The organism is Yersinia intermedia (genome assembly GCF_900635455.1).
GTDB classification, from domain to species: Bacteria; Pseudomonadota; Gammaproteobacteria; order Enterobacterales; family Enterobacteriaceae; genus Yersinia; species Yersinia intermedia.
The window spans coordinates 3,537,080-3,562,716 of sequence record NZ_LR134116.1 but is presented as its reverse complement, the minus strand read 5'-3'; the positions used below and the strand labels follow the sequence as shown (position 1 = coordinate 3,562,716).

Sequence of the window (25,637 nt, the reverse complement as noted above, 5' to 3'; positions counted from 1 at the left end):
TACCATTACATGTTATTTACAACTCATCTCACAAACTGCCCGCATTAATAGCTAAAAGTCTTATGTCTTATTCATTACAGTGCTTCTCGCTGTTTATGCTATCCGTTACACTGGCGGCAGACGAATATTTATATATAGAACTATAAAGAGGCTCCCATGTATCAGGATTTAATCCGCAGTGAACTGAATGAAGCAGCAGACACACTGGCAAACTTTTTGAAAGATGATAGCAATATCAATGCTATTGCGAGCGCAGCCGTATTACTGGCTGATTCTTTTAAGGCGGGCGGCAAAGTCTTGTCATGTGGTAATGGTGGCTCCCATTGTGATGCCATGCATTTTGCCGAAGAGTTGACTGGCCGCTACCGCGAAAATCGCCCCGGCTATCCGGCGATTGCTATTTCAGATGTTAGCCATATCTCTTGTGTCAGTAATGATTTTGGTTATGACTATATTTTCTCTCGTTATGTTGAAGCAGTAGGTCGCGAAGGGGATGTACTACTCGGTATTTCTACTTCCGGTAATTCAGGTAATGTCATTAAGGCGATTGCAGCCGCCCGTGCCAAAGGCATGAAAGTGATCACCCTGACCGGCAAAGACGGTGGTAAAATGGCGGGCACGGCAGATATCGAAATCCGGGTTCCTCATTTTGGTTATGCCGATCGTATTCAGGAAATTCATATCAAAGTGATTCATATCTTGATTCAATTGATTGAAAAAGAGATGGTTAAAGCCTGATATGTCGTGGTGATCAACGGTATTATCAATCTCGTTGATCACCTTGACGGTGAGCGAGAGCAGCTAACACTGCTGCAACACCAAGAGCTAAGATATACGCGGGAGGTTGGTTATGTGCGAATTGCTCGGGATGAGCGCAAATGTTCCCACGGATATTTGCTTTAGCTTTACCGGCCTGGTGCAACGGGGCGGGGGGACTGGCCCACATAAAGATGGCTGGGGTATTACTTTTTATGAAGGTAACGGCTGTCGCACGTTTAAAGATCCCCAACCCAGTTTTAATTCACCGATAGCCCGTTTGGTGCAAGATTATCCGATAAAATCTTGCGCGGTGATTTCTCATATCCGTCAGGCAAATCGCGGTGAAGTGGCGTTAGAGAATACGCACCCTTTTACCCGCGAAATGTGGGGGCGAAACTGGACGTATGCCCATAACGGTCAACTTAAAGGCTATCGTCAATTAGACACCGGGACTTTCCGGCCTATCGGTCAGACCGACAGCGAATATGCGTTCTGCTGGTTACTTAACCAATTGGCAAAGCGTTACCCTCGAACCCCCAGTAACTGGCCAGCGGTATTCCGCTATATCGCTACCTTATGTGAGCAGTTGCGGGCAAAAGGGGTCTTTAATATGTTGCTTTCGGATGGGCGTTTTGTGATGGCGTTCTGTTCGACCAATCTGTATTGGATAACTCGCCGAGCACCTTTTGGCAAAGCGACCTTACTGGATCAAGATGTTGAGATAGATTTTCAACGCCAGACCACACCCAAAGATGTGGTCACGGTGATCGCGACTCAACCTCTGACAGGTAATGAAACCTGGCACAAAATTGCACCAGGTGAATTTGCATTATTCTGTTTTGGTGAGCGAATTTGATTTGGTCAGCGCATACTGCGATACCGGTGCATTGGCGACCGGCGGGCGGCTGAGTACATACTGCCCGTTGATCACTGCAACTGATGGTGGCATCCGATTTTTGGTGAAATAGGCATACCCTGGCTGTAATTGCCGCCAGAAGCTGTAATCCGACGAGTTACGGTGGCGTTGCATATTCTGTTCAGTCATACGGAAAGGGTAGATACTGATATCCACTTTTTCCTGACCAAAGATAAATGCCGTTTGCACGTAGTTAAATATCTCGTCCATATAGGCATCGGTCATTGCATAACAGCCGATTGATTTGCAAGCGCCATGGATCATCAGATATTTCCCTGAATAACCCTGCGACTTATCATAATCATTTGGGAAGCCAATATTAATTGCCCGATAAAACTTACTGTCGGGTTTTAAATGGCGCATATCAATACTGTAAAAACCTTCCGGGCTTTTAAAATCCCCTTCACGGCGTTTTGGGCCAAGGCCACCTGAGAATTCACAGATGCGATAGCTCTGCACTAAACGATATTCACCTTGTAGCCTGGCGTATAATTCCAAGGTACGTTCTTCTTTGAAAATCTGAATATAGACCGATGACCCGAGTAATTGTTGTTTTAGCTCTTTGGAAACTGCCACTGGCTCACTGGCTGAGCTGGTGAAGGAAACCGCCGGCAAACCCATTATCACCACAGACGTAAGCATCGCAAACAACCGTGCGATTTTGCCCATTTATTATTCCTACTTATATTATGTAAATTATGCCACTGCATTCTTTGATTTATATGCGCAGATTATCAGTCGGAAAATTTTTAGCAATATATGTTTTGTATAAAATAACCACAAAGTCGGTAAAGATGAATTATCAACAAGATTTTACCGAGCGTATAGATAAATGAGTAGTAAATTATTTGTGTTTGCTTGACCCAAGTCACTGCATTTGTCAGACAGTGTAGAATGAAAATGCTAAAATCGTCCGCTGCTGATGGTCTGTACATGTAATCGCTATTACAGCCGCTTCACCCTGAAACCATATAACGTGGGTATCAGCAATAATCGCCGCGATTCTTTCAACCAGCGTTCATGTCTGTCTAATTGACTGAGTATTAAACCGTCGTTTAACTGAACCATGAAAGTATCTTATCTTTATGTAGCTGTACGCTCTGGGCTAAGTACAGCATTTGATATAACTAATAAAGTTGTTCAAACCTATGATTAAAATAAAGAAAGGGCTAGACCTTCCCATCGCTGGAGTACCTGTGCAGGTAATAGAGGAGGGGCCTGTTATTCGTCATGTGGCTCTGCTCGGTGAAGAGTATGTAGGCATGCGCCCCTCAATGTTGGTGCAAGAAGGTGACTGGGTTAAAAAAGGGCAGGCGCTCTTTGAAGATAAAAAAAATCCAGGAGTTACCTTTACTGCGATCGCCAGTGGCAGAATCAGTGCCATCAATCGTGGTGAACGTCGGGTGCTTCAGTCTGTTGTCATCGAGATTGAAGGGGATGAGCAAATGCCTTTCCAACACTATGAGGCCGCTGATCTTAATCATCTGAGCAATGAACAGGTACAAAGCCAATTGCTGGCATCTGGTTTATGGACCGCATTCAGAACCCGACCGTTTAGTAAAACCCCAGTGCCAGGCAGTAGCCCACGCGCTATTTTTGTCAGTGCGATGGATACCCAGCCGCTGGCAGCCGATCCGCAGGTCATTATTGCCACTGAGTCAGACGCCTTTAAGCACGGCTTAACTGTTCTCACGCGTTTAACTGAAGGCAAAGTGCATGTGGGTCATGCTCCGGGGCAGGTTGCGGTCAACCATTCGAACGGGCAAGTGACTTATAACGAGTTCTCCGGCCCGCATCCTGCGGGTCTGGTGGGGACACACATTCATTTCCTTGAGCCGGTGAGTTTGCGCAAAATGGTGTGGCATGTGGGCTATCAGGATGTGATTGCTATCGGTAAATTGTTTACCCGTGGTGAACTCTGTACTGACCGCATCGTTGCGGTGGCTGGCCCACAGGTGAATCAACCGATTTTAGTGCGCACCCGTTTGGGCGCCAGCTTATCTGAACTGACCGCAGGCAAGTTAAAAGAGGGTGAGAATCGTATTATCTCCGGCTCAGTGCTCAGCGGTACGGCCTTCTCGGCAACTCATGGTTATTTGGGCCGTTTCCACCAGCAAGTTTCGGTTATCCGCGAAGGGCGAGAAAAAGAGCTATTCGGTTGGGTAATGCCAGGGCGTGATAAATACTCGATCACCCGTACTACGCTGGGCCATTTCTTCAAACGCAAGTTGTTTGCTTTCTCTACCGATATGCATGGTGGGGAGCGCGCCATGGTACCAATTGGTAACTATGAGCGGGTGATGCCACTGGATATTCTGGCAACCCATTTGTTGCGTGATCTACTGTCCGGTGATACCGACAGCGCGCAAGCGCTAGGGTGTTTGGAGTTGGATGAAGAAGATTTGGCTTTGTGTACATTTGTCTGCCCCGGTAAGTACGAATACGGTCCGGCACTGCGCGACATATTGACCAAGATTGAGCAGGAAGGATAACTGATGGGCTTGAAAAGTTTTCTTGAGAAAATAGAACACCACTTTGAAGCGGGTGGCAAATTAGAGAAGTACTATCCGCTGTATGAAGCGGCTGCCACTATTTTCTATACACAGGGCAAAGTGACGCCGGGTGCTTCTCATGTGCGAGATGCGATCGACCTGAAAAGGATGATGATCCTGGTGTGGCTGGCGGTATTCCCTGCCATGTTCTGGGGTATGTATAACGTAGGGCTACAGGCCATTCCGGCGCTGAACCAACTCTACAGTGGCGCGGAACTGCAACAGATTATAGCCAGTGACTGGCATTACCGGTTGGCACAAATGCTGGGGGCGTCATTGGCTCCAGATGCTGGCTGGGCCAGTAAAATGGTGCTGGGGGCGGTTTATTTCTTGCCTATCTATGCCGTTGTATTTGTGGTTGGCGGTTTTTGGGAAGTGGTCTTCTCCATTGTCCGCAAGCATGAGATCAATGAAGGTTTCTTTGTTACCTCGATTCTGTTTTCCCTGATAGTTCCACCTACGTTACCACTATGGCAAGCAGCACTTGGGATCTCTTTCGGCGTGGTTATTGGCAAAGAGATTTTTGGTGGCACTGGGCGTAACTTCCTCAACCCGGCACTGGCTGGGCGTGCTTTCTTATTCTTTGCTTATCCGGCTCAGATATCCGGTGATTTGGTGTGGACTGCCGCAGATGGTTTCTCCGGCGCAACCCCATTGTCACAGTGGAGTGTTAACGGCAGTCACAGTTTGGTTAACACCATTACCAATCAGCCTATTACGTGGATGGATGCTTTCCTCGGTAATATTCCCGGCTCTATTGGTGAGGTTTCCACGCTAATGATCCTGATTGGCGGCGCCATTATTCTTTTCGGGCGCATCGCCTCGTGGCGTATTGTTGCAGGGGTGATGATTGGCATGATTGCCACGGCCTACCTATTTAACTGGGTCGGCTCCACCACCAATCCACTATTTGCTATGCCGTGGTATTGGCATTTGGTACTCGGTGGCTTCGCTTTCGGTATGATCTTTATGGCGACCGATCCGGTTTCGGCTTCCTTTACTGATAAAGGGAAATGGTGGTATGGCGGCTTGATTGGCGCGATGTGTGTGTTGATCCGCGTCGCTAATCCAGCTTATCCCGAAGGAATGATGTTGGCTATCTTGTTTGCCAACCTGTTTGCACCGCTATTTGACTATGTGGTTGTTCAGGCCAATATCAAGCGGAGGAAAGCGCGTGGCGAGTGATAAACCAAGAAATAATGACAGCATCGGCAAAACGTTGCTGGTGGTAATTGTGCTATGCCTGGTGTGTTCTGTGGTGGTGGCTGGTGCGGCTGTGGGGTTGAAAGCCAAGCAGCAGGAACAACGTCTGTTAGATAAACAACGCAATATTCTGGCGGTGGCGGGTTTGTTGCAACCAAGAATGCCCGCAGAAGAGGTTCAGCGGGAATTTGCGCTGCGCATTGAGCCACGGTTGCTAGATTTGCAAAGTGGTGCGTTTATTCAACAGGATCCGGCAACCTTTGATCGTGCTCAGGCATTGCGTAGTGACCAAATGAGCATTGCCCTGACGCCCGCACAGGATATTGCTGGCATCCGCCGGCGCGCTAACGTGGTTGAAATTTATCTGGTACGTGGTGAAATCGGGCAAATCAACAAGATAGTTCTCCCTGTTTATGGCTCCGGTCTGTGGTCAATGATGTATGCCTTTGTTGCCATCGACACTGACGGCAAAACGGTGCGTGGTATCACCTATTACGATCAGGGTGAGACCCCAGGGCTGGGAGGTGAGGTTGAGAACCCAATTTGGCGTAATCAATGGATTGGTAAGCGGCTATTTGACGAGCAAGGCCAACCGGCTATTCGGATTGTTAAAGGGCGCGCACCGGCTAATGATCCTCATGCGATCGATGGCTTGTCAGGTGCGACCTTGACCTCTAATGGGGTGCAAAACAGCTTTGATTTTTGGCTCGGTGAAAACGGCTTTGGCCCGTTCCTGAAAAAAGTGCGCGAAGGAGCGTTAAAAAATGGCTGATACCAAAGAGATTAAGCGAGTTTTATTCGGGCCGTTATTTGATAACAACCCGATAGCGTTACAGATCCTTGGCGTTTGTTCCGCGCTGGCGGTGACCACCAAGCTGGAAACCGCATTAGTGATGACACTGGCAGTCACCTTGGTAACTGCGTTCTCCAGTTTCTTCATCTCACTGATTCGCCATCATATTCCAAACAGTGTGCGCATCATTGTTCAGATGGTGATTATTGCCTCGCTGGTGATTGTGGTGGATCAGATCTTACGGGCCTTTGCCTATGAGATATCCAAACAGCTATCCGTGTTTGTTGGCCTGATTATTACTAACTGCATTGTGATGGGGCGTGCCGAAGCCTATGCAATGAAGTCGCCGCCGATTGAAAGCTTTATGGATGGTATTGGTAATGGTTTGGGCTATGGCGTCGTGCTGGTGTTGGTGGGTTTTGTTCGCGAACTGATTGGCTCCGGTAAGTTATTTGGTGTGACAGTATTTGAAACCGTCCAGAACGGCGGGTGGTATCAGCCGAACGGATTGTTCCTGTTGGCACCTAGCGCATTCTTTATCATTGGTTTGCTGATTTGGGGTCTGCGTACCCTGAAACCTGCGCAGATTGAGAAGGAGTAATTGACGATGGAACATTACATCAGTCTGTTTGTCCGCGCGGTGTTTGTGGAAAATATGGCGTTAGCATTCTTTTTGGGGATGTGTACTTTCCTTGCAGTTTCCAAGAAAGTGTCGACCGCCTTTGGCCTTGGCATCGCGGTAACGGTGGTATTGGGTATCTCAGTACCTGCGAATAATCTGGTTTACAATCTGATACTGCGAGATGGCGCATTAGTTGAAGGGGTTGATCTCAGTTTCCTGAATTTTATCACCTTTATTGGCGTTATCGCTGCCATAGTGCAGGTGTTGGAGATGATCCTCGATCGTTATTTCCCAGCACTTTATAACGCACTGGGTATCTTCCTGCCATTGATCACTGTGAACTGCGCCATCTTCGGCGGCGTCTCCTTTATGGCACAACGAGATTACAATTTCCCTGAGTCTATCGTTTATGGCTTTGGCTCGGGCATCGGTTGGATGCTGGCAATTGTGGCGCTCGCAGGTATTCGCGAAAAAATGAAATATGCCAATGTGCCTGCGGGTTTACAGGGGTTAGGGATCACCTTTATCACAACCGGATTGATGGCCTTAGGGTTTATGTCTTTCTCCGGTGTGAATCTATAAAGGCAGGAATAAGTCATGGAAATAATTCTGGGCGTAGTGATGTTCACCCTTATCGTACTGGCATTGACAGTGATGATTCTATTCGCCAAATCAAAGTTGGTGAATACCGGTGATATCACGATTGATGTTAATGATGATGCGGATAAAAGTTTTACCGCGCCTGCGGGGGATAAGCTGCTCAATATGCTTTCCAGCCAGGGCATATTCGTTTCTTCAGCTTGTGGTGGTGGCGGTTCTTGCGGGCAGTGCCGCGTGACGATTAAAGAAGGTGGCGGGGATATCCTGCCGACGGAACTTTCACATATCTCAAAGCGTGAAGCTAAAGAAGGCTGTCGGTTAGCTTGTCAGGTTAGTGTGAAGCAGAACCTGAAAATTGAATTGCCAGAAGAAATCTTTGGTGTGAAAAAGTGGGAATGTGAAGTTATCTCTAATGATAATAAAGCCACATTTATCAAAGAATTGAAGCTAAAAATTCCCGATGGTGAAGTGGTGCCATTCCGCGCCGGTGGTTTTATCCAAATAGAAGCTGAACCGCATACAGTTAAATATACAGACTTTGATGTACCTGATGAATATCGCGGTGATTGGGATAAATTCAATCTGTTCCGGTTCGAGTCAGTGGTCGCTGAATCAACGGTGCGTGCTTACTCCATGGCGAACTACCCAGAAGAGCGCGGCATTATTATGCTTAACGTGCGTATTGCTACGCCACCACCGTCAGTTCCTGATGCGCCGCCAGGCATTATGTCTTCTTATATCTGGTCATTAAAACCCGGTGATAAGGTGGTTATCTCTGGTCCATTTGGTGAGTTTTTTGCCAAAGATACCGATGCCGAGATGGTCTTTATTGGTGGTGGGGCGGGTATGGCACCGATGCGCTCGCATATTTTTGATCAGCTTAAGCGGCTACATTCGAAGCGTAAAATCAGTTTTTGGTATGGTGCGCGTTCACGGCGTGAAATGTTCTATGAAGAAGATTTTGACCAACTACAGGCTGAGAATGATAATTTCCGTTGGCACGTTGCATTATCAGACCCACAACCGGAAGATAACTGGACGGGATATACCGGCTTTATTCATAACGTGTTGTTAGAAAATTACCTTAAAAATCATCCGGCACCGGAAGATTGTGAGTTCTATATGTGTGGTCCTCCGATGATGAATGCGGCAGTTATCAAAATGCTGAAGGATCTCGGTGTAGAAGATGACAATATTATGCTTGATGATTTTGGCGGCTGATTTGCCATTATTCGGCTTTTTACCGCAATTGGGGATATCGTGCAGAAACATATAACGCATTGGTTAATAGCCGCCGTGGGGGCTTTGCTGCTCACAGGATGTGGCCCTGAGCAAGTCAATCTCGAAGGTAAAACGATGGGGACCTCATATTCAATTAAATATGTGAGTGACTCATCCACACCCAGCCCAAAGAAGTTACAGCAGGAAATAGACCGCGAGTTGGAACTGGTTAATGACCGGATGTCGACATATCGGTCTGGTTCTGAATTGAGCCGTTTTAATCAAAGTCGCGCAGTGAGTACACCATTTCGAGTATCAGCGGATACCGCTAAAGTGGTGCGTGAGGCTATCCGAATTAATCGCCTGACCGATGGTGCTCTGGATGTCACTGTCGGGCCTTTAGTTAATTTATGGGGGTTTGGTCCTGAAGGGCGGCCAGAAGTTGTCCCTACTGAAGCTGAAATAGCTAAACGTCGCGCATGGGCTGGTATTGATAAACTGGCAGTAGAAAAAGGTGCGTTAATCAAACGGATCCCTGAGCTGTATGTCGATCTTTCCTCTATTGCGAAGGGATATGGGGTTGATGTTGTAGCTGAATATCTGGAAACGCAAAATATCACCCACTATATGGTTGATATCGGCGGTGAAGTGCGGACGCGCGGTAATAATGGTGACAATAAGCCTTGGCGCATTGCGATAGAAAAACCTGTTACTGGCTCGGCACAAAGCGCGCAAGAGATTATTGAACCGGGGCGTATGGCAATAGCGACCTCTGGGGATTATCGTAATTATTTTGAGCAGAATGGCGTGCGTTACTCACACACGATTGACCCGGAAACGGGGCGGCCAATTAATCACCGGCTTGTATCAATCACCGTTTTAGATCCAAGCTGTATGACAGCAGATGGGCTGTCGACTGGGCTAGATGTCCTTGGGCCAGAACGAGGTATGGCACTTGCTAATTTACTGGGTATTCCGGTATTTATGATAGTAAAAACCGATAAGGGCTTTGAGGAGCGTTATTCTGACGCGTTCAAGCCTTATCTACAAAAACGGCCTTGATAGGAGAGGATATGTTGACAGTTTTTATCGCATCCTTTGTCTTTTTTCTATTGGTCATCGGCGGGATGTCGTTAGGTTATATCGTAAAGCGTAAAACCTTGCAGGGCAGTTGCGGAGGAATTGGGGCTTTGGGGATGGAAAAAGTATGTGACTGCCCTGAGCCTTGTGACTCACGTAAGAAACGCTTGGCTAAGGAAGCTGCTCGGCAGAAGAAATTGGATCAATATCGTATTTTATAAGGTGTGTTATAGATTACGATACGACCAATATAGAGAGTTGTGTATAAAAATTGTATAGGCATGACACACAAATTTAGACAGAACCCCCCAGCCAACTCAGTATTGACTGGGGGGTTTATATTTACACTTTAATGCTGTTTTTGGTATGTCAATTTACGGTGATAAGGCTGTTGTTCCATTTTCTGATTAGCGCCATATCACGGTGGTCGATTTTTACTTATTTATTCTTACTCACTATATTTTTAAAAAGTGCAGGAGAATCAACCATGACGCCATTTACCTGTAATTCTTTGGCTTTTTTATAATCTTCAGGAGTATTAATGCCGAAGAAAATAATATGTGCATTGGTATTTTTTCTAAAGCAATCCATCGCCTCTTTATCCCAACTTAATACGGCGTCAGAACGCCCTTCGCCCAACGTGTATTTTTCTACCACTTGTACTTTGCGATGTAACTCTAAACCATACCAACGTTCTGTATTATCTGCTGGTAATTCACATTTATGATCCATCGTAATATTAGCTAATTGAGTACGGGTAAAGTTGCGGCTTTCAAAACGCTTGATTTTATGCGAGGCATCGCTGTCTGCATTGACGGTATCCAGTGCTTTCAGATAGTTATCATCTGTAGAGTAAACCCGGGTACGTGCGAAGCGATCTTTTTCTCCCTTAGTGCTTGCGGTAAGCGTCTCTTTTAGGGCTTTGGCAAAGGTTAACGGGTTGGCATCTGGTGACTTAATGTCCAGATAGAATGTCGTATCAGGATATTTTTTCAGCACCTCATCAAGTGTGGGAATATTGGTGCGTGAGTCAGTTTTAGGCTGGATATGATGTTTCTTGTTATAGGCAACACTCGCATCCACTTTAGCGAGTTGTTGAGCTGTATAACTAGAAACCGCCCCGGACTTATCAGTTAGTTCTTTGAGGTCTGAAGGGCGATATAATACTGGGATATTATCTTTAGATAATTGTAATGTAATCCATATAGCATCAACACCATTAGATAGCGCTTTATCGATAGCCAGTAAGGTATTTTCTGGCGCATCTGCCGTTCCTGCACGATGAGCAATAATCTGTGGTGATGAAACCGTAACGGATTGAGCATTAACAATAAAAGTAGCGGAAAGAAGTAGGGTGGCCATTATATAATTTCGCATAATATATAGTTTCCATTCATTATCTAATAATGAATTTTATAAGGTGAGAGTTAATCATATCACTAACATTTTTTCGACCTTTTCGAATTTAATGATTTTTTATTAAAATAAATGACAAAATTCTAAAAAAAGCCAATAACAGTATTCAATTCTGTTATATACGTAATTAGTTGGTGTTTTGATTAGGATAATTATGACTTTACGGTATGGCTATCTGATTCGAATACGCGCAGAGCAGAATTGCTCAACGATAGAATTGCATACTGATATTGAGGATATTTATCACCTATCGCGGGATGAGAAAATTCTGCATAAATCATAAAAACCATTAGTTAAGCAGGTAAAAGTTGTATTAGTGTGATGTGATATTTCACTGGGTTGTTGCACCTTTAAGTGCCAGGTCTTAAGAAGGAATGTTGTGTGTCGAAATTGCGAGTTGGTGTAATTTTTGGTGGTAAATCGGCAGAGCATGAAGTGTCGTTACAGTCGGCCAAAAACATCGTAGAGGCGATTGATAAAGAAAAATTTGATGTCACGCTGCTAGGTATTGATAAGCAGGGGGAATGGCATGTTAACGATGCGTCCAGCTATTTGTTAAATGCAGAGAACCCGGCGTTGATCTCCCTGAACCACTCAAACAAAAATGTAGCGTTGATTCCCGGTCAAGAGCAGCAGCAGCTTATCGCTGCGGATAATGCTACTGCATTGGCGCAACTGGATGTCATTTTCCCTATAGTACACGGTACGTTAGGGGAGGATGGTTCCTTGCAAGGCTTGCTGCGTATGGCAAATATCCCCTTCGTTGGCTCTGGTGTGGTGGGGTCTGCAGTGAGCATGGATAAAGATATCGCCAAGCGGCTACTGCGTGATGCCGGGTTGAATATCGCCCCCTTCATTACACTGACGCGAGCAAATAAAGATAATTACAGTTTTGAGCAGATGACGGCAAAACTTGGTTTACCCCTCTTTATCAAACCGGCAAATCAAGGCTCCTCGGTTGGGGTGAGTAAAGTACGCAATGCGGCTGAATACCAGCAGGCTGTTACGCTCGCGTTTGATTTTGACCATAAGGTATTGGTTGAATCCGCGATTGTCGGGCGTGAGATTGAATGTGCGGTACTGGGTAATGATAACCCTCGAGCTAGCCTGTGTGGTGAAGTGGTCGTCAGTGATGAATTTTACTCCTACGATACCAAGTATATTAATGAAACCGGTGCTCAGGTGGTTATCCCTGCGGTGATAGACAGTGCAGCCAGCGACCATATTCGCGCAGTAGCATTAGCCGCGTTTCGTACACTTGAATGCCGTGGTCTGGCACGGGTAGATGTCTTTTTAACGCCAGAAAATACAGTTATTATAAATGAAATCAATACACTGCCTGGTTTCACCAACATCAATATGTACCCCAAACTCTGGCGCGCTACGGGCGTAGGTTCTACCGAGCTGATCACAACACTGATTGAGCTGGCGTTAGAGCGCCATCAGCAAGATAAGTCATTGAAGAGTTCTATTTTTAGCGACCGCTAAATGAATATTGTGGTTGAACCCATCGGTTGCCTGTAGGCAGCCGTTGCGTTCGGCTCTCAAGAAAAGCTGCGTGGCTGAGGATTAGGATAATCTTGAATTTTCCTGATTTAACTGTATTCTTATACAGTAGTTTGGTTGGGGAAAGATAACATGCGTAAGATTATTCATGTCGATATGGATTGCTTCTTCGCGGCAGTGGAAATGCGCGACGATCCCAGTTTGCGTGATATTCCCATCGCGATTGGTGGCAGTCGCGATCGGCGTGGAGTGATCAGTACGGCCAATTACCCTGCCAGGCGTTATGGTGTTCGTAGTGCTATGCCAACGGCGATGGCACTTAAACTTTGTCCACAGCTTAAAGTTATCCCTGGCAGAATGGCAGCCTATAAAGAGGCGTCACTGCATATCCGTGAAATTTTCGCTCGTTATACCCCGCTGATTGAGCCGCTCTCGCTGGATGAGGCCTATCTGGATGTTTCTGATTGCACTGCATGCAGTGGTTCTGCCACTTTAATTGCTCAGGAAATCCGTCAAGCCATTTTTGATGAACTGAGTCTGACCGCTTCCGCCGGTATTGCCCCGATAAAGTTTCTGGCCAAAATCGCTTCAGATCTGAATAAACCTAATGGTCAATATGTCATCACCCCTAATCAGATTCAGCCTTTCTTGCATGATTTGCCGCTGAGTAAGATCCCTGGCGTGGGGAAAGTGACCGCTAAGCGTTTACAAGAACTCGGGTTGGTTACCTGCGGTGATGTGCAAAATTATCCGCAAGCTGAATTATTAAAGCGTTTTGGCAAATTCGGTCATGTGCTGTGGGAGCGTAGCCACGGTATTGATGAGCGTGAAATATCCCCGGACAGATTGCGTAAATCGGTCGGTGTTGAAAGAACGCTGGCGGAAGATATTCATGATTGGGAAAGTTGTGAGGCATTGATTGATCAGCTTTATATTGAACTGGAAACTCGATTACGCAAAGTGAGGCCGGATCTGCATATCGCACGTCAGGGCGTTAAGTTGAAATTTCATGATTTTCAACAAACTACACAGGAGCATGTTTGGCCAGAACTGAATAAGGCCGATTTGCTGCAAGTGGCGCGCACGGCATGGAATGAACGGCGTACCGGGCGGGGAGTACGTTTGGTTGGGCTACATGTCACTTTACTGGACCCACAACTTGAACGGCAATTACTGCTTAGTTGGGAATAATGCGATCAATAAAAAACGGCGGGCCAAAGCGCCGCCGTTATCATCTAAAGATCAATCAGCGTTGTTTATGCCCGTTCTGGAATGGCTTTTAGCAGTGCGGTCAGCAACTGCCAATATTGACCAACGCTTTCGATATGAACTTGTTCATCCGGTGAATGTGGGCCGGTCATGGTTGGCCCAATCGACACCATATCCATATCCGGGTAAGGTTTTTTGAATAAACCACACTCCAGACCGGCGTGGATAACCATGATGTTCGGTGTTTTGTTGAACAGTTTTTGGTAGGTTTCCCGCACCAATGCCATGACAGGAGAGGTTGGATCCGGCTGCCAGCCAGGGTAACCGCCTTTCGGTAGCGTTTGTGCGCCAGCTAATTGACCAATTGCCGTCAGCATGCTCACCACGTAATCTTTGCCACTGTCGATCAGGGAGCGAATCAGGCAGATGATTTCTGCTTCGTTCTCATTCATGGTAACCACACCCACATTCAGTGAGGTCTCAACCACGCCTTTAACGGCATCGCTCATGCGAATTACACCGTTTGGCGTAGCATTCAGCAATGCCACTAAACGTTGCTGTGTGTCTTGAGTCAGCGCTTTTACATCAGTAGATACTGGCTCAAGCAGGAGTGCCAGATTTTTTTCCACCGCAGCCAGTTCGTTTTTCAACGTTGCCAGATACGCCTGACTCAGGCTTTTTAATTGATCGACTTTATCTGCACTAACCGCCAGGATCACCGACCCCTCGCGCGGGATAGCGTTACGTAATGTGCCGCCATTGAGATCCAATACGCGCAGATCCAGATCTGTTGCGTGTTCGAACAGGAAGCGGGCCAGCAACTTGTTAGCATTGCCTAAACCTAAATGGATATCCGCACCTGAGTGACCGCCTTTAAGGCCTTTTAAGGTCAATTTCAGGGTTTGGTAACCTGCAGGGACTGCTTCGCGCTTCAGGGCCAGAGTGGTGATGAAATCAATACCACCAGCACAACCCATATAGATTTCACCTTCCTGTTCGGAATCGGTATTAATCAGAATATCGGCTTTCAGCCAGTTAGGTTGCAGGCCGAATGCACCGTCCATACCGGCTTCTTCGGTCATGGTCAGTAGCACTTCCAGTGGGCCATGTTCAACGCTGTCATCAGACAATACGGCCAGCGCAGAAGCCATACCAATGCCGTTATCCGCACCTAATGTTGTGCCACGGGCTTTAACCCATTCACCGTCGATATAAGGCTGGATAGGATCTTTGGTAAAGTCATGTACCGTATCATTATTCTTCTGCGGCACCATATCCAGATGGGCTTGCAGCGCCACCGGCTTACGGTTTTCCATCCCTTTGGTCGCAGGTTTACGCAGCAGGATATTACCGACCTGGTCGCGCTCGGCGTGCAGGCCTCTTTCTTTGGCCCACGTCATAATGTGCTGCGCCAGCGCTTCTTCATGGTAAGACGGATGGGGGATGGAGCAGATTTTTGCGAAAATATCCCACAACGGCTGAGGCGAAAGTTGAGACAGTTCAGACACTGTAAGTCTCCTGTAACAGCATGCTCATATCGGCAACCTCAGAATGAAGATGTCAGAGATGCTATCGGGTTGATGACTAAAGATTTTAGGGGTAATGACAAACCGCCATCGGAATGGCGAGATGGTTTGAGAATATCACTTTCATCGGCATTACGCGCGTTTCGCCGCACAATTACCGCATTCGATCCGATTAATTAGCCCGATAATTGCTGGTTTTTATCCGGCTGGCTCACTATAATCTCGCGCAACCTTTTTTCCCCTTCTGATACATGGCAAGCCACTCCTTTACTGGCTGGGATTACACTTTATGAGCGAAAAATACGTCGTTACCTGGGATATGTTGCAAATTCACGCCCGCAAACTGGCAAAGCGTTTACTGCCAGCCGAGCAATGGAAAGGTATCATCGCGGTAAGCCGTGGTGGGTTAGTTCCGGCTGGTATTCTGGCGCGTGAGCTGGGTATTCGTTATGTAGACACCGTTTGCATTTCTAGCTATGACCATGATAATCAACGTGATCTTAAAGTCCTGAAACGTGCTGAAGGCGACGGTGAAGGCTTTATTGTAATTGATGATTTGGTTGATACCGGCGGTACTGCGAAAGCTATCCGTGATATGTATCCGAAAGCACACTTTGTTACTATTTTTGCCAAACCTGCTGGTCGCCCATTAGTTGATGACTATGTGGTTGATATCCCTCAGGGTACCTGGATTGAGCAGCCGTGGGACATGGCAGTAACATTTGTTGCTCCTTTAAGCGGTAAGTAATTTAGTTGGCTTTAAACGCCTGGTCAGTTCCGGGCGTTTCATTTTCTCCGCAGTATGAGTACACTTGACCCCATCTGACCAGCCCTTATCGGGCCTGAATCACGGCTTATGGAGGCTATCGTTATCATGGCACAAGCCAACCTCTCTGAAATTCTGTTTAAACCAAAATTCAAACATCCTGAAACCTCTACTCTCGTGCGGCATGCTCACTGCAACCATCCTATGACAGTGCATTCTGCTTTGGACGGTGATACCACCAGCCATTGGTATCGGATGATCAACCGCTTGATATGGACCTGGCGCGGTGTCGATCCTCTTGAAATCGAAGAAGTGTTGTCACGCATTGCCTGTTCAAAGGCGGAACACAGCGATAACGAACTGCTAGATACTGTAGTGGGCTATCGCAATGGTAACTGGATTTATGAGTGGGCCCATCAGGGGATGCTGTGGCAGCAAAAAGCCATGGAAGAGACCGACCCATTGAATGCCGGTCAATACTGGTTAAATGCGGCCAACTTATACAGCATTGCGGGTTATCCACATTTGAAAGGCGATGAGTTGGCCGAACAAGTCGAGGTGTTATCAAACCGCGCTTATGAAGCCGCCGCTGAACATCTGCCGTATAACCTAAAAGAGCTTAATTTTGCTATTTCAGATGGCGGTACGCTGGCGGGTTTCCTGCATATGCCCACAGTCGGCAGTGCGCCATTCCCAACGGTATTGATGTGCGGTGGGTTGGATACATTGCAAAGTGACTATCATCGATTGTTCCGTGACTATCTGGCCCCGAAAGGGATAGCCATGTTGACAGTGGACATGCCATCGGTGGGGGCTTCATCGCGTTGGAAGTTAACGCAGGATACCAGTTATCTGCATCAGCAAGTATTGCAGGCATTACCAGGTATCCCTTGGGTTGATCATCAGCGGGTCAGTGTTTTCGGTTTCCGTTTCGGTGCCAACGTGGCGGTGCGCCTGGGGTATTTAGAACCCCAGCGGGTGCGTGCTGTGGCATGTCTCGGGCCGATTGTGCATCATCTTCTGTGTAATGCTGACAGTCAACGCCAGGTGCCAGATATGTATATGGATGTTATGGCCAGCCGATTGGGAATGGCTGATGCGGCAGATGAAACGCTTAGAACAGAAATGAACAGTTATTCGCTGAAAACACAGGGGTTACTGGGGCGGCGTTGCCAAACCCCTATGTTGGCGGGGTACTGGGAAAATGATCCATTCAGCCCGAAAGAAGAGGCGAAGTTAATTTGTTCTTCCTCGGCGGATGGCAAGCTATTACCTATATCATCAACGCCGCTGTACGACAATTTCCACCGTGCATTATTGCAAGCCAGTCAGTGGTTAGAAGATAAAATGCGTTAATGAGTTGCTAATTTTTAACAGTTTGCTAAAAAGGATCGTCTATATAAGGAGATTTAAGAATGACGTCGACCAGTGCTCATCCTAAAAGTAAGCTTATGAAACGTTTTGCCGCTTTAGGACCATATCTGCGTGAAGGGCAGTGCCAGAGTGACCATTTTTTCTTTGACTGTTTAGCTGTTTGCGTCAATGTGAAGCTTGCCCCCGAGAAACGTGAGTTTTGGGGCTGGTGGATTGAGTTGGTACCGGCAGAAGACCATTTTACCTACGTTTACCAGTTTGGCCTGTTTAATAAAGAAGGCAATTGGAAAGCGGAAAAGATTAAAGATCCTGAAATACAAGAGAAACTGGAGACCACGCTGCGTGGTTTCCATAAACGCCTTGCTGAGATGTTGACTTCAATTGAAATGAGGTTGGAACCAGCACAGAATTTTAGCGAGCAGCCGATTAAGCTGTCTGCTTAAAAGACAGTTTGTTAATACCTAATTAAGCAGAATATTCCCCCTTTAGCACAATAAAAGGGGGAATTTCTCATTCTGACTGTTGGCATTATGCCTCCCGCCTGCTACAAAGACCCATCCCCTTCGTACTTCGCGCCGCAGGGCTGTTAGTTATATTCACTCACCCGAATCAGGTTTGATCTTACATGAATAAGCTCATCGGGATGAGTTCGCTGGCAGCCATACTGCAACTCCAATTACTTTGGGTATATATTGTTTCTTTTATTCATTCCAATGGCAGAAAAATTATGAGTGGCAGCCAGACATTGGTTGTGAAATTGGGGACGAGTGTTCTGACCGGCGGTTCCCGTCGTCTTAACCGTGCCCATATTGTTGAACTGGTGCGCCAATGTGCCCAGCAACACGCAAAAGGTCATCGTATTGTTATTGTCACCTCCGGGGCGATTGCTGCCGGGCGTGAACACTTGGGTTATCCAGAATTGCCTGCCACTATTGCCTCAAAGCAACTGCTAGCCGCAGTCGGGCAAAGCCGGTTAATTCAGCTCTGGGAACAACTGTTTTCCATCTATGGCATCCACATCGGTCAGATGTTACTGACCCGTGCTGATTTGGAGGATCGAGAGCGTTTTCTCAATGCCCGTGACACCATGAATGCCTTGCTGGATAACCGTATCGTACCGGTAATCAATGAGAATGATGCTGTCGCCACCGCTGAAATCAAAGTAGGCGATAACGATAATCTTTCTGCACTGGCGGCCATTCTTGCCGGTGCCGATAAGCTACTGCTATTGACTGATCAGGCTGGGCTATACACGGCTGATCCGCGTAACAATCCTGAAGCTGAGCTTATTCGCGAAGTGCATGGTATTGATGATGCTTTGCGCGGCATTGCTGGCGATAGCGTCTCAGGCCTTGGCACTGGCGGTATGGCCACTAAACTGCAAGCCGCGGATGTTGCCTGCCGCGCCGGTATTGATGTGATTATTGCGGCGGGCAGTCAGTCCGGTGTCATTGCGAATGTGATCGATGGCACACCAGTCGGTACCCGCTTCCATGCGCTGGAAACACCGCTGGAAAACCGCAAACGCTGGATTTTTGGTGCGCCGCCAGCGGGTGAAATCACCATCGATGATGGGGCTGTAGCCGCCATTATGGAACGGGGGAGTTCGCTGCTGCCCAAAGGTATTCGCAATGTTCAAGGGGATTTCTCCCGCGGTGAAGTGATCCGTATCCGCAATCTTGGCGGGCGGGATTTGGCCCACGGTGTATCACGCTATAACAGCGATGCGCTGCGCATGTTAGCGGGGCATCACTCGCAACAAATCAGTGAAATCCTCGGGTACGAATATGGCCCGGTGGCGGTTCATCGTGACGATATGATTGTCAGCTAAGGAGCGAGCATGAGCATGCTGGAACAGATGGGGAAAGCCGCTAAACAGGCTTCCTGGCAATTGGCGATGTTGAGCACAGCAAAGAAAAATCAGGCATTGGCAGTGATAGCCAACCTGCTGGAATCTGAAAGTCAGACTATTTTGCATGCCAACGCGCAAGATATGCAGGCTGCACGTGATACGGGCATGAGCGAAGCACTGCTCGATCGGTTGTTATTGACACCGGCACGCTTAGCCGCCATTGCTAATGATGTGCGTCAGGTATGCCGCCTGAATGACCCTGTGGGGCGCGTTATTGATGGCAGCCTACTTGACAGCGGCTTAAAGCTGGAACGCCGCCGTGTGCCTCTGGGGGTGATTGGTGTCATTTATGAAGCCCGACCTAACGTTACGATTGATGTCGCCAGCCTCTGCTTGAAAACCGGCAATGCCGTGATTTTGCGGGGCGGGAAAGAGACTCATCACACTAATCAGGCAACAGTGAAGGTTATCCAACAGGCGCTGGAGCAATGCGGTTTACCCGCAGCGGCAGTGCAGGCGATTGAAAGCCCGGATCGGGAATTGGTTAATCAGTTACTGCGTATGGACCGCTATGTCGATATGTTGATTCCACGCGGTGGCGCGGGTTTACATAAACTGTGCCGTGAGCAATCAACCATTCCGGTCATTACTGGTGGTATTGGGGTTTGCCATACCTTTGTTGATGAAAGTGCTGATGTTGAGAAAGCGTTGTTGGTGATTGAAAACGCCAAAATTCAGCGGCCAAGTGCATGTAACTCATTAGAAACTTTGCTGGTTCACCAGGCCATTGCTGAGCGCTTCCTGCCAGTACTCAGTACCCGAATGCATGCCTTTGGCGTGACACTGCATGCCAGCCCGCAGGCGCTGCCCTATCTGGCGCAAGGTAAGGCCAAGGTGGTGGCCGTTGAAGCAGCAGATTACGACGATGAATGGCTATCACTGGATCTGAACGTGGATATCGTTACTGATATTGATGCTGCCATCGACCATATTCGCGAGCATGGTACCAGCCATTCTGACGCTATTTTGACCCGCTCACTCAGTAGTGCTGAACATTTTGTCCGCGCGGTGGATTCATCGGCGGTTTATGTCAATGCCAGTACCCGCTTTACCGATGGTGGGCAGTTTGGTTTGGGGGCCGAGGTCGCTGTGAGTACGCAAAAACTTCATGCACGTGGCCCGATGGGGTTAGATGCGTTGACAACCTATAAGTGGATTGGCTATGGCGACGATTTAGTGCGTAGTTGATTTACGTTTGATAGAAATATGAACAGTAAAGCGACATCTGGCTGCTGCTGATGTCGTTTTATTTTTCTCTCTGGTTAATTCCCCCAGTTAAGCATACGTCTTTAATTGTGAAATAGATCATTATTCAATGTAACGTGTTTATGGCTATTCATCAATTTACCTGCCTAAAAATAGATAACCAAACACTTGTTGGGTTGCTTCTGCGTGTATTGTTATCCTCTTGATTATCTATCTTTATTTTTAGTGGAATATTCTTCTTATCGGAATATCACTATTTGACACTTATTTTCCCATCAGAATAACTTGAGTTGCATCACAGAAAAAGTGCTGTAACTGCTTGAAAACACGCTTACGATCGTTCTCTCAACTTTGCTATAGAGTAATAAAATACGCTTTACTCTATTTCGGCAAAATAATAAAACAAGCACATGTTTAAAAACAAACAAGTGTCCATTATGACCAGCCGAGAAAAACAAATATTGCAGCTTCTGAGACGAGATCCATTGATCCCCCAGCAAGAAATTGCCGATATTCTAGGCATTAGTCGCTCGGGTGTTGCGGGTCACATTATGAATCTGATGCAAAAAGGTTATATCAAAGGGAAGGGATATATATTATCAGAGCACAGTTATGTGGTGGTGGTTGGCTCGGTAAATATGGATGTTTGTGGTTATGCAGCCAGCAAGCTCATTTATGAAGATTCTAATCCGGGGAAGATAAAATGCACCCCAGGCGGTGTTGGGCGAAATATTGCTGAAAATATCGCGCTATTAGGCAAGGAGTGCCATCTCATCTCGGTGGTGGGTGATGATTTTTATGGCGCGACCCTGATTGATGAAGCTAAACGCGCCGGTGTTAATGTCAGTAATTGCCACAGTTTACACGGCGAAAATACCTCTACTTATGTCTCGTTACTTGATGACGGTGGCGAAATGTTAGTGGCAATTAATGATATGCGCATATTAGAAAAACTAACGCCGTCATTATTAGCGACCACCAAGGAGATAATTCAACACGCTGGAATATTAGTCGTTGATTGTAATTTAACCGAAGAGGCCCTCTCATGGATATTTACCAATGCCGGTAATGTGCCTGTATTCGTCGATACTGTCTCGGCTTTCAAAGCGCCCAGAATTAAGAACTGGTTATCCCATATTCACACGTTAAAACCTAATCGCCTGGAAGCTGAAATACTCAGTGGCATAAAAATTAATAGCCATGATGATATTCCGACGGTAGCACAATGGTTTCATCAGCAAGGTGTCCAGCGTCTGGCATTAAGTATGGGCAAAGAGGGCGTTTACTTCAGTGAAATTGACGGCCAGGTTGGTTGGTCATTACCACTGAATATTAACATTGTGAATGTCACCGGTGCCGGAGACGCCATGATGTCTGGGTTAGCAAGTTGCTGGCTGGATGATATGGAATTTGCTGAGAGTATCCGTTTTGCTCAAGGGTGTTCAGCATTAACGCTCTCTTCGGAACTGACCAATAACCCCAATCTGTCAAATGGCAGTGTTAAAAAACTATTGGAATTACAACCATGATAAATAACGCAATGGCACAATCTTATTTAGATATATCACCAGAGGTTGCACAGGCTTTGGCGCAAAATAAAGCCGTCGTCGCATTAGAATCTACCATTATTTCTCATGGGATGCCTTATCCACAAAATGTAGAAACAGCGTTATTGGTAGAGCAGAAAATTCGTGAGAATGGAGCCGTTCCTGCCACTATTGCCGTTATAAACGGCCGGATGAAAGCGGGTCTATCCCGTGACGAAATAGAATTGCTGGGCAAAGAAGGCCATAGCATTATGAAAGTCAGTCGCCGTGATTTGCCTTTTGTAGTAGCAAATGGGCAACATGGTGCCACAACAGTGGCTTCCACCATGATTATTGCAGAAATGGCGAAGATTAAGGTTTTTGCGACCGGTGGTATTGGTGGTGTACACCGTGGTGCGGCCACCACATTTGATATTTCAGCCGATTTACAGGAATTGGCGAAAACTAATGTGACTGTGGTTTGCGCCGGCGCTAAATCTATTTTGGACTTAGGTCTAACCATGGAATATCTGGAAACTAATGGGGTGCCAGTTATCGGTTATCAGACCCGGTCACTGCCCGCCTTCTTCTGCCGGACCAGCCCGTTTGAGGTCAGTATTACCTTAGACAGTGCTGAGCAAATTGCGGCAGCAATGAACGCCAAATGGAGTATGGGCCTGCGCGGAGGAATGGTTGTCGCCAACCCCATTCCACCACAATACGCATTATCAGAAGGGATGATCAATGCTGCCATCGATCAAGCAGTAACAGAATCAGAAGAGCAGGGGGTTATCGGTAAAGAAAGTACACCATTCCTGTTGGCCAGGGTGGCTGAATTAACTGGCGGTGACAGTTTAAACGCTAATATACAGTTGGTATTTAATAATGCGCAATTAGCCGCCAAAATTGCCTGCTCATATCAGAGCATTATTTAATAAAGAACAGTAACACGCTTTAAATATTGTCCTTATTACAAAATACTTGCTCATATCTTTGAGGTGCCCTGACACATTTGTTGTCCGAGGGGCACCTTTTCGAGCATGAGCTATCTATATAGTAACTTCGAGGTACTTCGGGGGATTTATGGATTTATTGCGTAGTTTGGCGGGGATATGCATCTTATTGTTTATCGCCTATGTTTTTTCAGTAAATAAAAGAAAGATAAGATTACGGACCGTCGGGGCTGCATTATTGTTACAGATAACATTGGGTGCAGTCATGCTCTATGTTCCTGCTGGGAAGTGGTTTATCTCTTCTATTGCTAATACAGTGAATAGAGTCATTTCGTATAGTGATGCGGGTAGCGCATTTATTTTTGGCGGTTTAGTTAGCCCAAAAATGAATGAGTTATTTGACGGTGCAGGTTTTGTCTTTGCTTTCCATGTTTTGCCGGCCATTATTTTCATCACTTCATTAATTTCTATTCTTTACTATCTTGGCATTATGGGATGGTTGATTAATATTCTTGGGTCTATATTTCAAAAGTTACTCGGTATCAGTAAAGTAGAGTCATTTGCCGCCGTCACCACTATCTTCCTTGGTCAGAATGAGATCCCCGCAGTCGTTAAACCCTTTATTAATAAGATGAACAGCAATGAACTGTTTACCGTCATCTGTAGCGGTATGGCATCCATCGCGGGTTCTATGTTGGTAGGCTATGCAGGGTTAGGGGTTCCGATTGAATATTTGTTGGCTGCTTCGTTAATGGCTATCCCTGGCGGGATATTATTTGCGCGTATTATCAGCCCGGCGACAGAAGAGTCAAAAGTTGAATTCAATGAGATGACATTCAGTGACAAACGCCCTGCCAGTATTATCGAAGCCGCAGCCAGCGGTGCCATGCTGGGGTTAAAAATTGCCGTTGGGGTTGCCACCGTCGTGATGGCATTTGTTGCATTAATTGCGTTAATTAACGGCATTATTGGCGGAATTGGCGGCATCTTTGGTTTCGAACACCTCAGTCTGGAAAGTATCCTTGGCTATGTGTTCTCGCCTCTGGCTTATATTATGGGCGTATCCTGGGAACATGCTTCACTGGCGGGTGGTTTTATCGGCCAGAAATTAGCGATTAACGAGTTTGTAGCCTATCTGAGTTTCTCTCCTTATCTGAAAGAAACCATCGCGACGTTAGATGTAAAAACGATTGCCGTTATCTCTTTTGCGTTGTGTGGTTTTGCCAATTTTGGCTCAATTGCTGTAGTGGTAGGTGCTTTCAGTGCCGTAGCACCTGAGCGAGCCTCTGAAATTGCGCGCTTAGGATTCCGTGCACTGCTGGCGGCGACACTATCTAATCTGATGAGCGCTACTATTGCCGGGCTGTTTATTGGTTTGGGGAGTTTATTACCGGGCTAGGGTTATTGATATCTCTTCTGGTGCATTAATCTACCAAGCAAAAGGATTAATGCACTAATCAATCATTTAATCTTGCAGATGGCCTTTGAGATAGCCACCATTCAAAGCCTATGTGGATTTCTTACACCTTGAAATCTATGAGATATAGTTTAAATGATCATATTTATATAAAAATAATTAAAGTAATTCAAACATCTGCCGATAAACATCCTGATATTTATATGCTTATTAAAAATAATCTGGGTAGCCAGAGCAATAAATTAATGATGGGGAATGGTCGGTGAGCGAAACGTCTAAAGAGAATTTTGTTAAAACGAATAAATTAGCGATCTGTGCAATTCTTCGAGATTTAAAGAAGAACGATACCGCAGTGATGGTTATCCATGCCCGTGGACAATTTATCAGCCGTATTCTGGATGTGGTACCTGAGACGAATCAGTTTATTTTTGATTTTGGCAGTGTAGAACATGAGAACACACTGGCCCTTGCAGCTAACCAATTGACTATTATTGCAGAACCCACTGGCGCAAAAATTGAATTTACCTTTAATCAACTGAAAAGCATAAAATATTTATCATTACCTGCTTTTAGTGCGGCCATTCCTGAGCAGCTTTACTTCATTCAACGGCGGGAGTATTTTCGGGTAAACATTCCTCAGTGGCCTCCCTATTATTGTTCTGGCAAATTCTCTGATGGCAGTAAATTCTCGTATATGTTGGGTGATATTTCTCTGGGTGGCATGGGGTTGTATGCAGTGAAGGGCAGTGAGTTCCCCCTTCAGGAATGCGGTATTTTACAGGATGTCTCAGTGGATTTAGGTAGCTTTGGTGTTTTTAAGCTGGATCTGCAATTTATCCGTGCCATCGATAAACAGGTCGTAAATAACAAGGGTGAAACCCTCACCGTTCAACGCTTGAGTTTTAAATTCCCTCGCTTAAGTCCCATGCAAGAAAAAGGGCTGCAACGCGCTATTTTTGAGTTAGAGAAACAGCAAACAGCCAAAGCGCGAAAATTTCAAGACAACCTCTAGTTTTTAAAAGTATGGGGTGATTACTGACAGTCTGTGTAATAGTGGCAAAGCAGCAGGTATTTAAATTC

General features: G+C 46.4%; 24 protein-coding genes. 21 read left to right on the top strand and 3 right to left on the bottom strand.

Annotation, left to right across the window (positions count from 1 at the left end; translation table 11 throughout):
• Window positions 1-156: 156 nt before the first annotated feature.
• Window positions 157-738 carry a D-sedoheptulose 7-phosphate isomerase gene (gene lpcA / locus EL015_RS16385; RefSeq protein ID WP_005189147.1) on the top strand — a complete coding sequence of 194 codons (582 nt, stop codon included), beginning with the start codon at window positions 157-159 and terminating at the stop codon, window positions 736-738.
• Window positions 739-850: 112 nt separating this feature from the next.
• Entirely contained in the window at window positions 851-1,615 is a 765-nt protein-coding gene (locus EL015_RS16380) for a class II glutamine amidotransferase (protein WP_032907104.1), read from the top strand.
• Here the strand turns inward: EL015_RS16380 and dpaA are convergent.
• Entirely contained in the window at window positions 1,589-2,344 is a 756-nt protein-coding gene (dpaA, locus tag EL015_RS16375; protein ID WP_032907106.1) for a peptidoglycan meso-diaminopimelic acid protein amidase, read from the bottom strand. The genes EL015_RS16380 and dpaA overlap by 27 nt on opposite strands.
• 479 nt (window positions 2,345-2,823) lie before the next feature.
• Between dpaA and EL015_RS16370 the strand changes: the two genes are divergently transcribed.
• Genes EL015_RS16370 through nqrM form a run of 8 tightly spaced genes read left to right on the top strand, consistent with a single transcriptional unit; the run spans window position 2,824 to window position 9,967 of the window.
• Window positions 2,824-4,167 (top strand): Na(+)-translocating NADH-quinone reductase subunit A, encoded by a 1,344-nt coding sequence (locus EL015_RS16370; protein ID WP_005189157.1) that lies wholly within the window; start codon window positions 2,824-2,826, stop codon window positions 4,165-4,167.
• A 3-nt stretch (window positions 4,168-4,170) separates the two neighbouring features.
• The gene (locus tag EL015_RS16365; protein ID WP_005189161.1) at window positions 4,171-5,412 is read left to right on the top strand and encodes an NADH:ubiquinone reductase (Na(+)-transporting) subunit B; all 1,242 of its coding nucleotides are present in this window, start codon (window positions 4,171-4,173) and stop codon (window positions 5,410-5,412) included.
• Window positions 5,402-6,202, top strand: a complete 801-nt coding sequence (locus tag EL015_RS16360) for a Na(+)-translocating NADH-quinone reductase subunit C (RefSeq protein WP_032907108.1) — start codon at window positions 5,402-5,404, stop codon at window positions 6,200-6,202. The genes EL015_RS16365 and EL015_RS16360 overlap by 11 nt, the downstream gene beginning before the upstream one ends.
• Entirely contained in the window at window positions 6,195-6,824 is a 630-nt protein-coding gene (locus EL015_RS16355) for an NADH:ubiquinone reductase (Na(+)-transporting) subunit D (RefSeq protein ID WP_032907109.1), read from the top strand. The genes EL015_RS16360 and EL015_RS16355 overlap by 8 nt, the downstream gene beginning before the upstream one ends.
• A gap of 6 nt (window positions 6,825-6,830) precedes the next feature.
• Window positions 6,831-7,427: an NADH:ubiquinone reductase (Na(+)-transporting) subunit E gene (gene nqrE, locus EL015_RS16350; protein ID WP_005189181.1), complete on the top strand. Its 597-nt coding sequence runs from the start codon at window positions 6,831-6,833 to the stop codon at window positions 7,425-7,427.
• Between the two features lie 15 nt (window positions 7,428-7,442).
• Window positions 7,443-8,666: an NADH:ubiquinone reductase (Na(+)-transporting) subunit F gene (nqrF, locus tag EL015_RS16345; protein WP_005189182.1), complete on the top strand. Its 1,224-nt coding sequence runs from the start codon at window positions 7,443-7,445 to the stop codon at window positions 8,664-8,666.
• 39 nt (window positions 8,667-8,705) lie between these two features.
• Entirely contained in the window at window positions 8,706-9,728 is a 1,023-nt protein-coding gene (locus tag EL015_RS16340; RefSeq protein ID WP_032907111.1) for an FAD:protein FMN transferase, read from the top strand.
• Window positions 9,729-9,739: 11 nt separating this feature from the next.
• Window positions 9,740-9,967 carry a (Na+)-NQR maturation NqrM gene (gene nqrM, locus EL015_RS16335; RefSeq protein WP_005189198.1) on the top strand — a complete coding sequence of 76 codons (228 nt, stop codon included), beginning with the start codon at window positions 9,740-9,742 and terminating at the stop codon, window positions 9,965-9,967.
• A gap of 217 nt (window positions 9,968-10,184) precedes the next feature.
• On the opposite strand, the gene EL015_RS16330 is transcribed toward nqrM, so the two are convergent.
• The gene (locus tag EL015_RS16330) at window positions 10,185-11,123 is read right to left on the bottom strand and encodes a glycerophosphodiester phosphodiesterase family protein (protein WP_032907113.1); all 939 of its coding nucleotides are present in this window, start codon (window positions 11,121-11,123) and stop codon (window positions 10,185-10,187) included.
• A gap of 420 nt (window positions 11,124-11,543) precedes the next feature.
• On the opposite strand from EL015_RS16330, the gene ddlA reads away from it, so the two are divergent.
• A complete protein-coding gene (gene ddlA / locus EL015_RS16325) occupies window positions 11,544-12,650 on the top strand; it encodes a D-alanine--D-alanine ligase (protein ID WP_005189207.1) in 1,107 nt (368 codons plus the stop codon).
• Window positions 12,651-12,800: 150 nt separating this feature from the next.
• A complete protein-coding gene (dinB, locus tag EL015_RS16320; protein ID WP_005189210.1) occupies window positions 12,801-13,859 on the top strand; it encodes a DNA polymerase IV in 1,059 nt (352 codons plus the stop codon).
• Window positions 13,860-13,924: 65 nt separating this feature from the next.
• On the opposite strand, the gene pepD is transcribed toward dinB, so the two are convergent.
• A complete protein-coding gene (pepD, locus tag EL015_RS16315) occupies window positions 13,925-15,385 on the bottom strand; it encodes a beta-Ala-His dipeptidase (protein WP_005189213.1) in 1,461 nt (486 codons plus the stop codon).
• 307 nt (window positions 15,386-15,692) lie between these two features.
• Here pepD and gpt point away from each other — a divergent pair, with 307 nt between their 5' ends.
• From gpt to EL015_RS16270, 9 genes are all read left to right on the top strand, one after another.
• Window positions 15,693-16,151, top strand: a complete 459-nt coding sequence (gene gpt, locus EL015_RS16310; RefSeq protein ID WP_005189217.1) for a xanthine phosphoribosyltransferase — start codon at window positions 15,693-15,695, stop codon at window positions 16,149-16,151.
• 126 nt (window positions 16,152-16,277) lie between these two features.
• Window positions 16,278-17,525 carry an esterase FrsA gene (gene frsA, locus EL015_RS16305; RefSeq protein WP_032907116.1) on the top strand — a complete coding sequence of 416 codons (1,248 nt, stop codon included), beginning with the start codon at window positions 16,278-16,280 and terminating at the stop codon, window positions 17,523-17,525.
• A 59-nt stretch (window positions 17,526-17,584) separates the two neighbouring features.
• On the top strand, window positions 17,585-17,986 hold the full coding sequence (gene crl / locus EL015_RS16300) for a sigma factor-binding protein Crl (protein ID WP_032907117.1): 402 nt from the start codon (window positions 17,585-17,587) through the stop codon (window positions 17,984-17,986).
• A 284-nt stretch (window positions 17,987-18,270) separates the two neighbouring features.
• Window positions 18,271-19,374, top strand: coding sequence for a glutamate 5-kinase (proB, locus tag EL015_RS16295; protein WP_032907132.1), 1,104 nt, complete (start codon window positions 18,271-18,273; stop codon window positions 19,372-19,374).
• A 15-nt stretch (window positions 19,375-19,389) separates the two neighbouring features.
• On the top strand, window positions 19,390-20,643 hold the full coding sequence (proA, locus tag EL015_RS16290) for a glutamate-5-semialdehyde dehydrogenase (protein WP_032907134.1): 1,254 nt from the start codon (window positions 19,390-19,392) through the stop codon (window positions 20,641-20,643).
• A 455-nt stretch (window positions 20,644-21,098) separates the two neighbouring features.
• Window positions 21,099-22,190: a PfkB family carbohydrate kinase gene (locus tag EL015_RS16285; RefSeq protein WP_230830779.1), complete on the top strand. Its 1,092-nt coding sequence runs from the start codon at window positions 21,099-21,101 to the stop codon at window positions 22,188-22,190.
• A complete protein-coding gene (locus EL015_RS16280) occupies window positions 22,187-23,122 on the top strand; it encodes a pseudouridine-5'-phosphate glycosidase (RefSeq protein WP_032907119.1) in 936 nt (311 codons plus the stop codon). Before EL015_RS16285 ends, EL015_RS16280 begins: the two co-directional genes overlap by 4 nt.
• A 148-nt stretch (window positions 23,123-23,270) precedes the next feature.
• Window positions 23,271-24,539, top strand: coding sequence for a NupC/NupG family nucleoside CNT transporter (locus EL015_RS16275; RefSeq protein ID WP_042569265.1), 1,269 nt, complete (start codon window positions 23,271-23,273; stop codon window positions 24,537-24,539).
• Between the two features lie 280 nt (window positions 24,540-24,819).
• Window positions 24,820-25,569: a flagellar brake protein gene (locus tag EL015_RS16270; protein ID WP_032907123.1), complete on the top strand. Its 750-nt coding sequence runs from the start codon at window positions 24,820-24,822 to the stop codon at window positions 25,567-25,569.
• Window positions 25,570-25,637 lie beyond the last annotated feature (68 nt).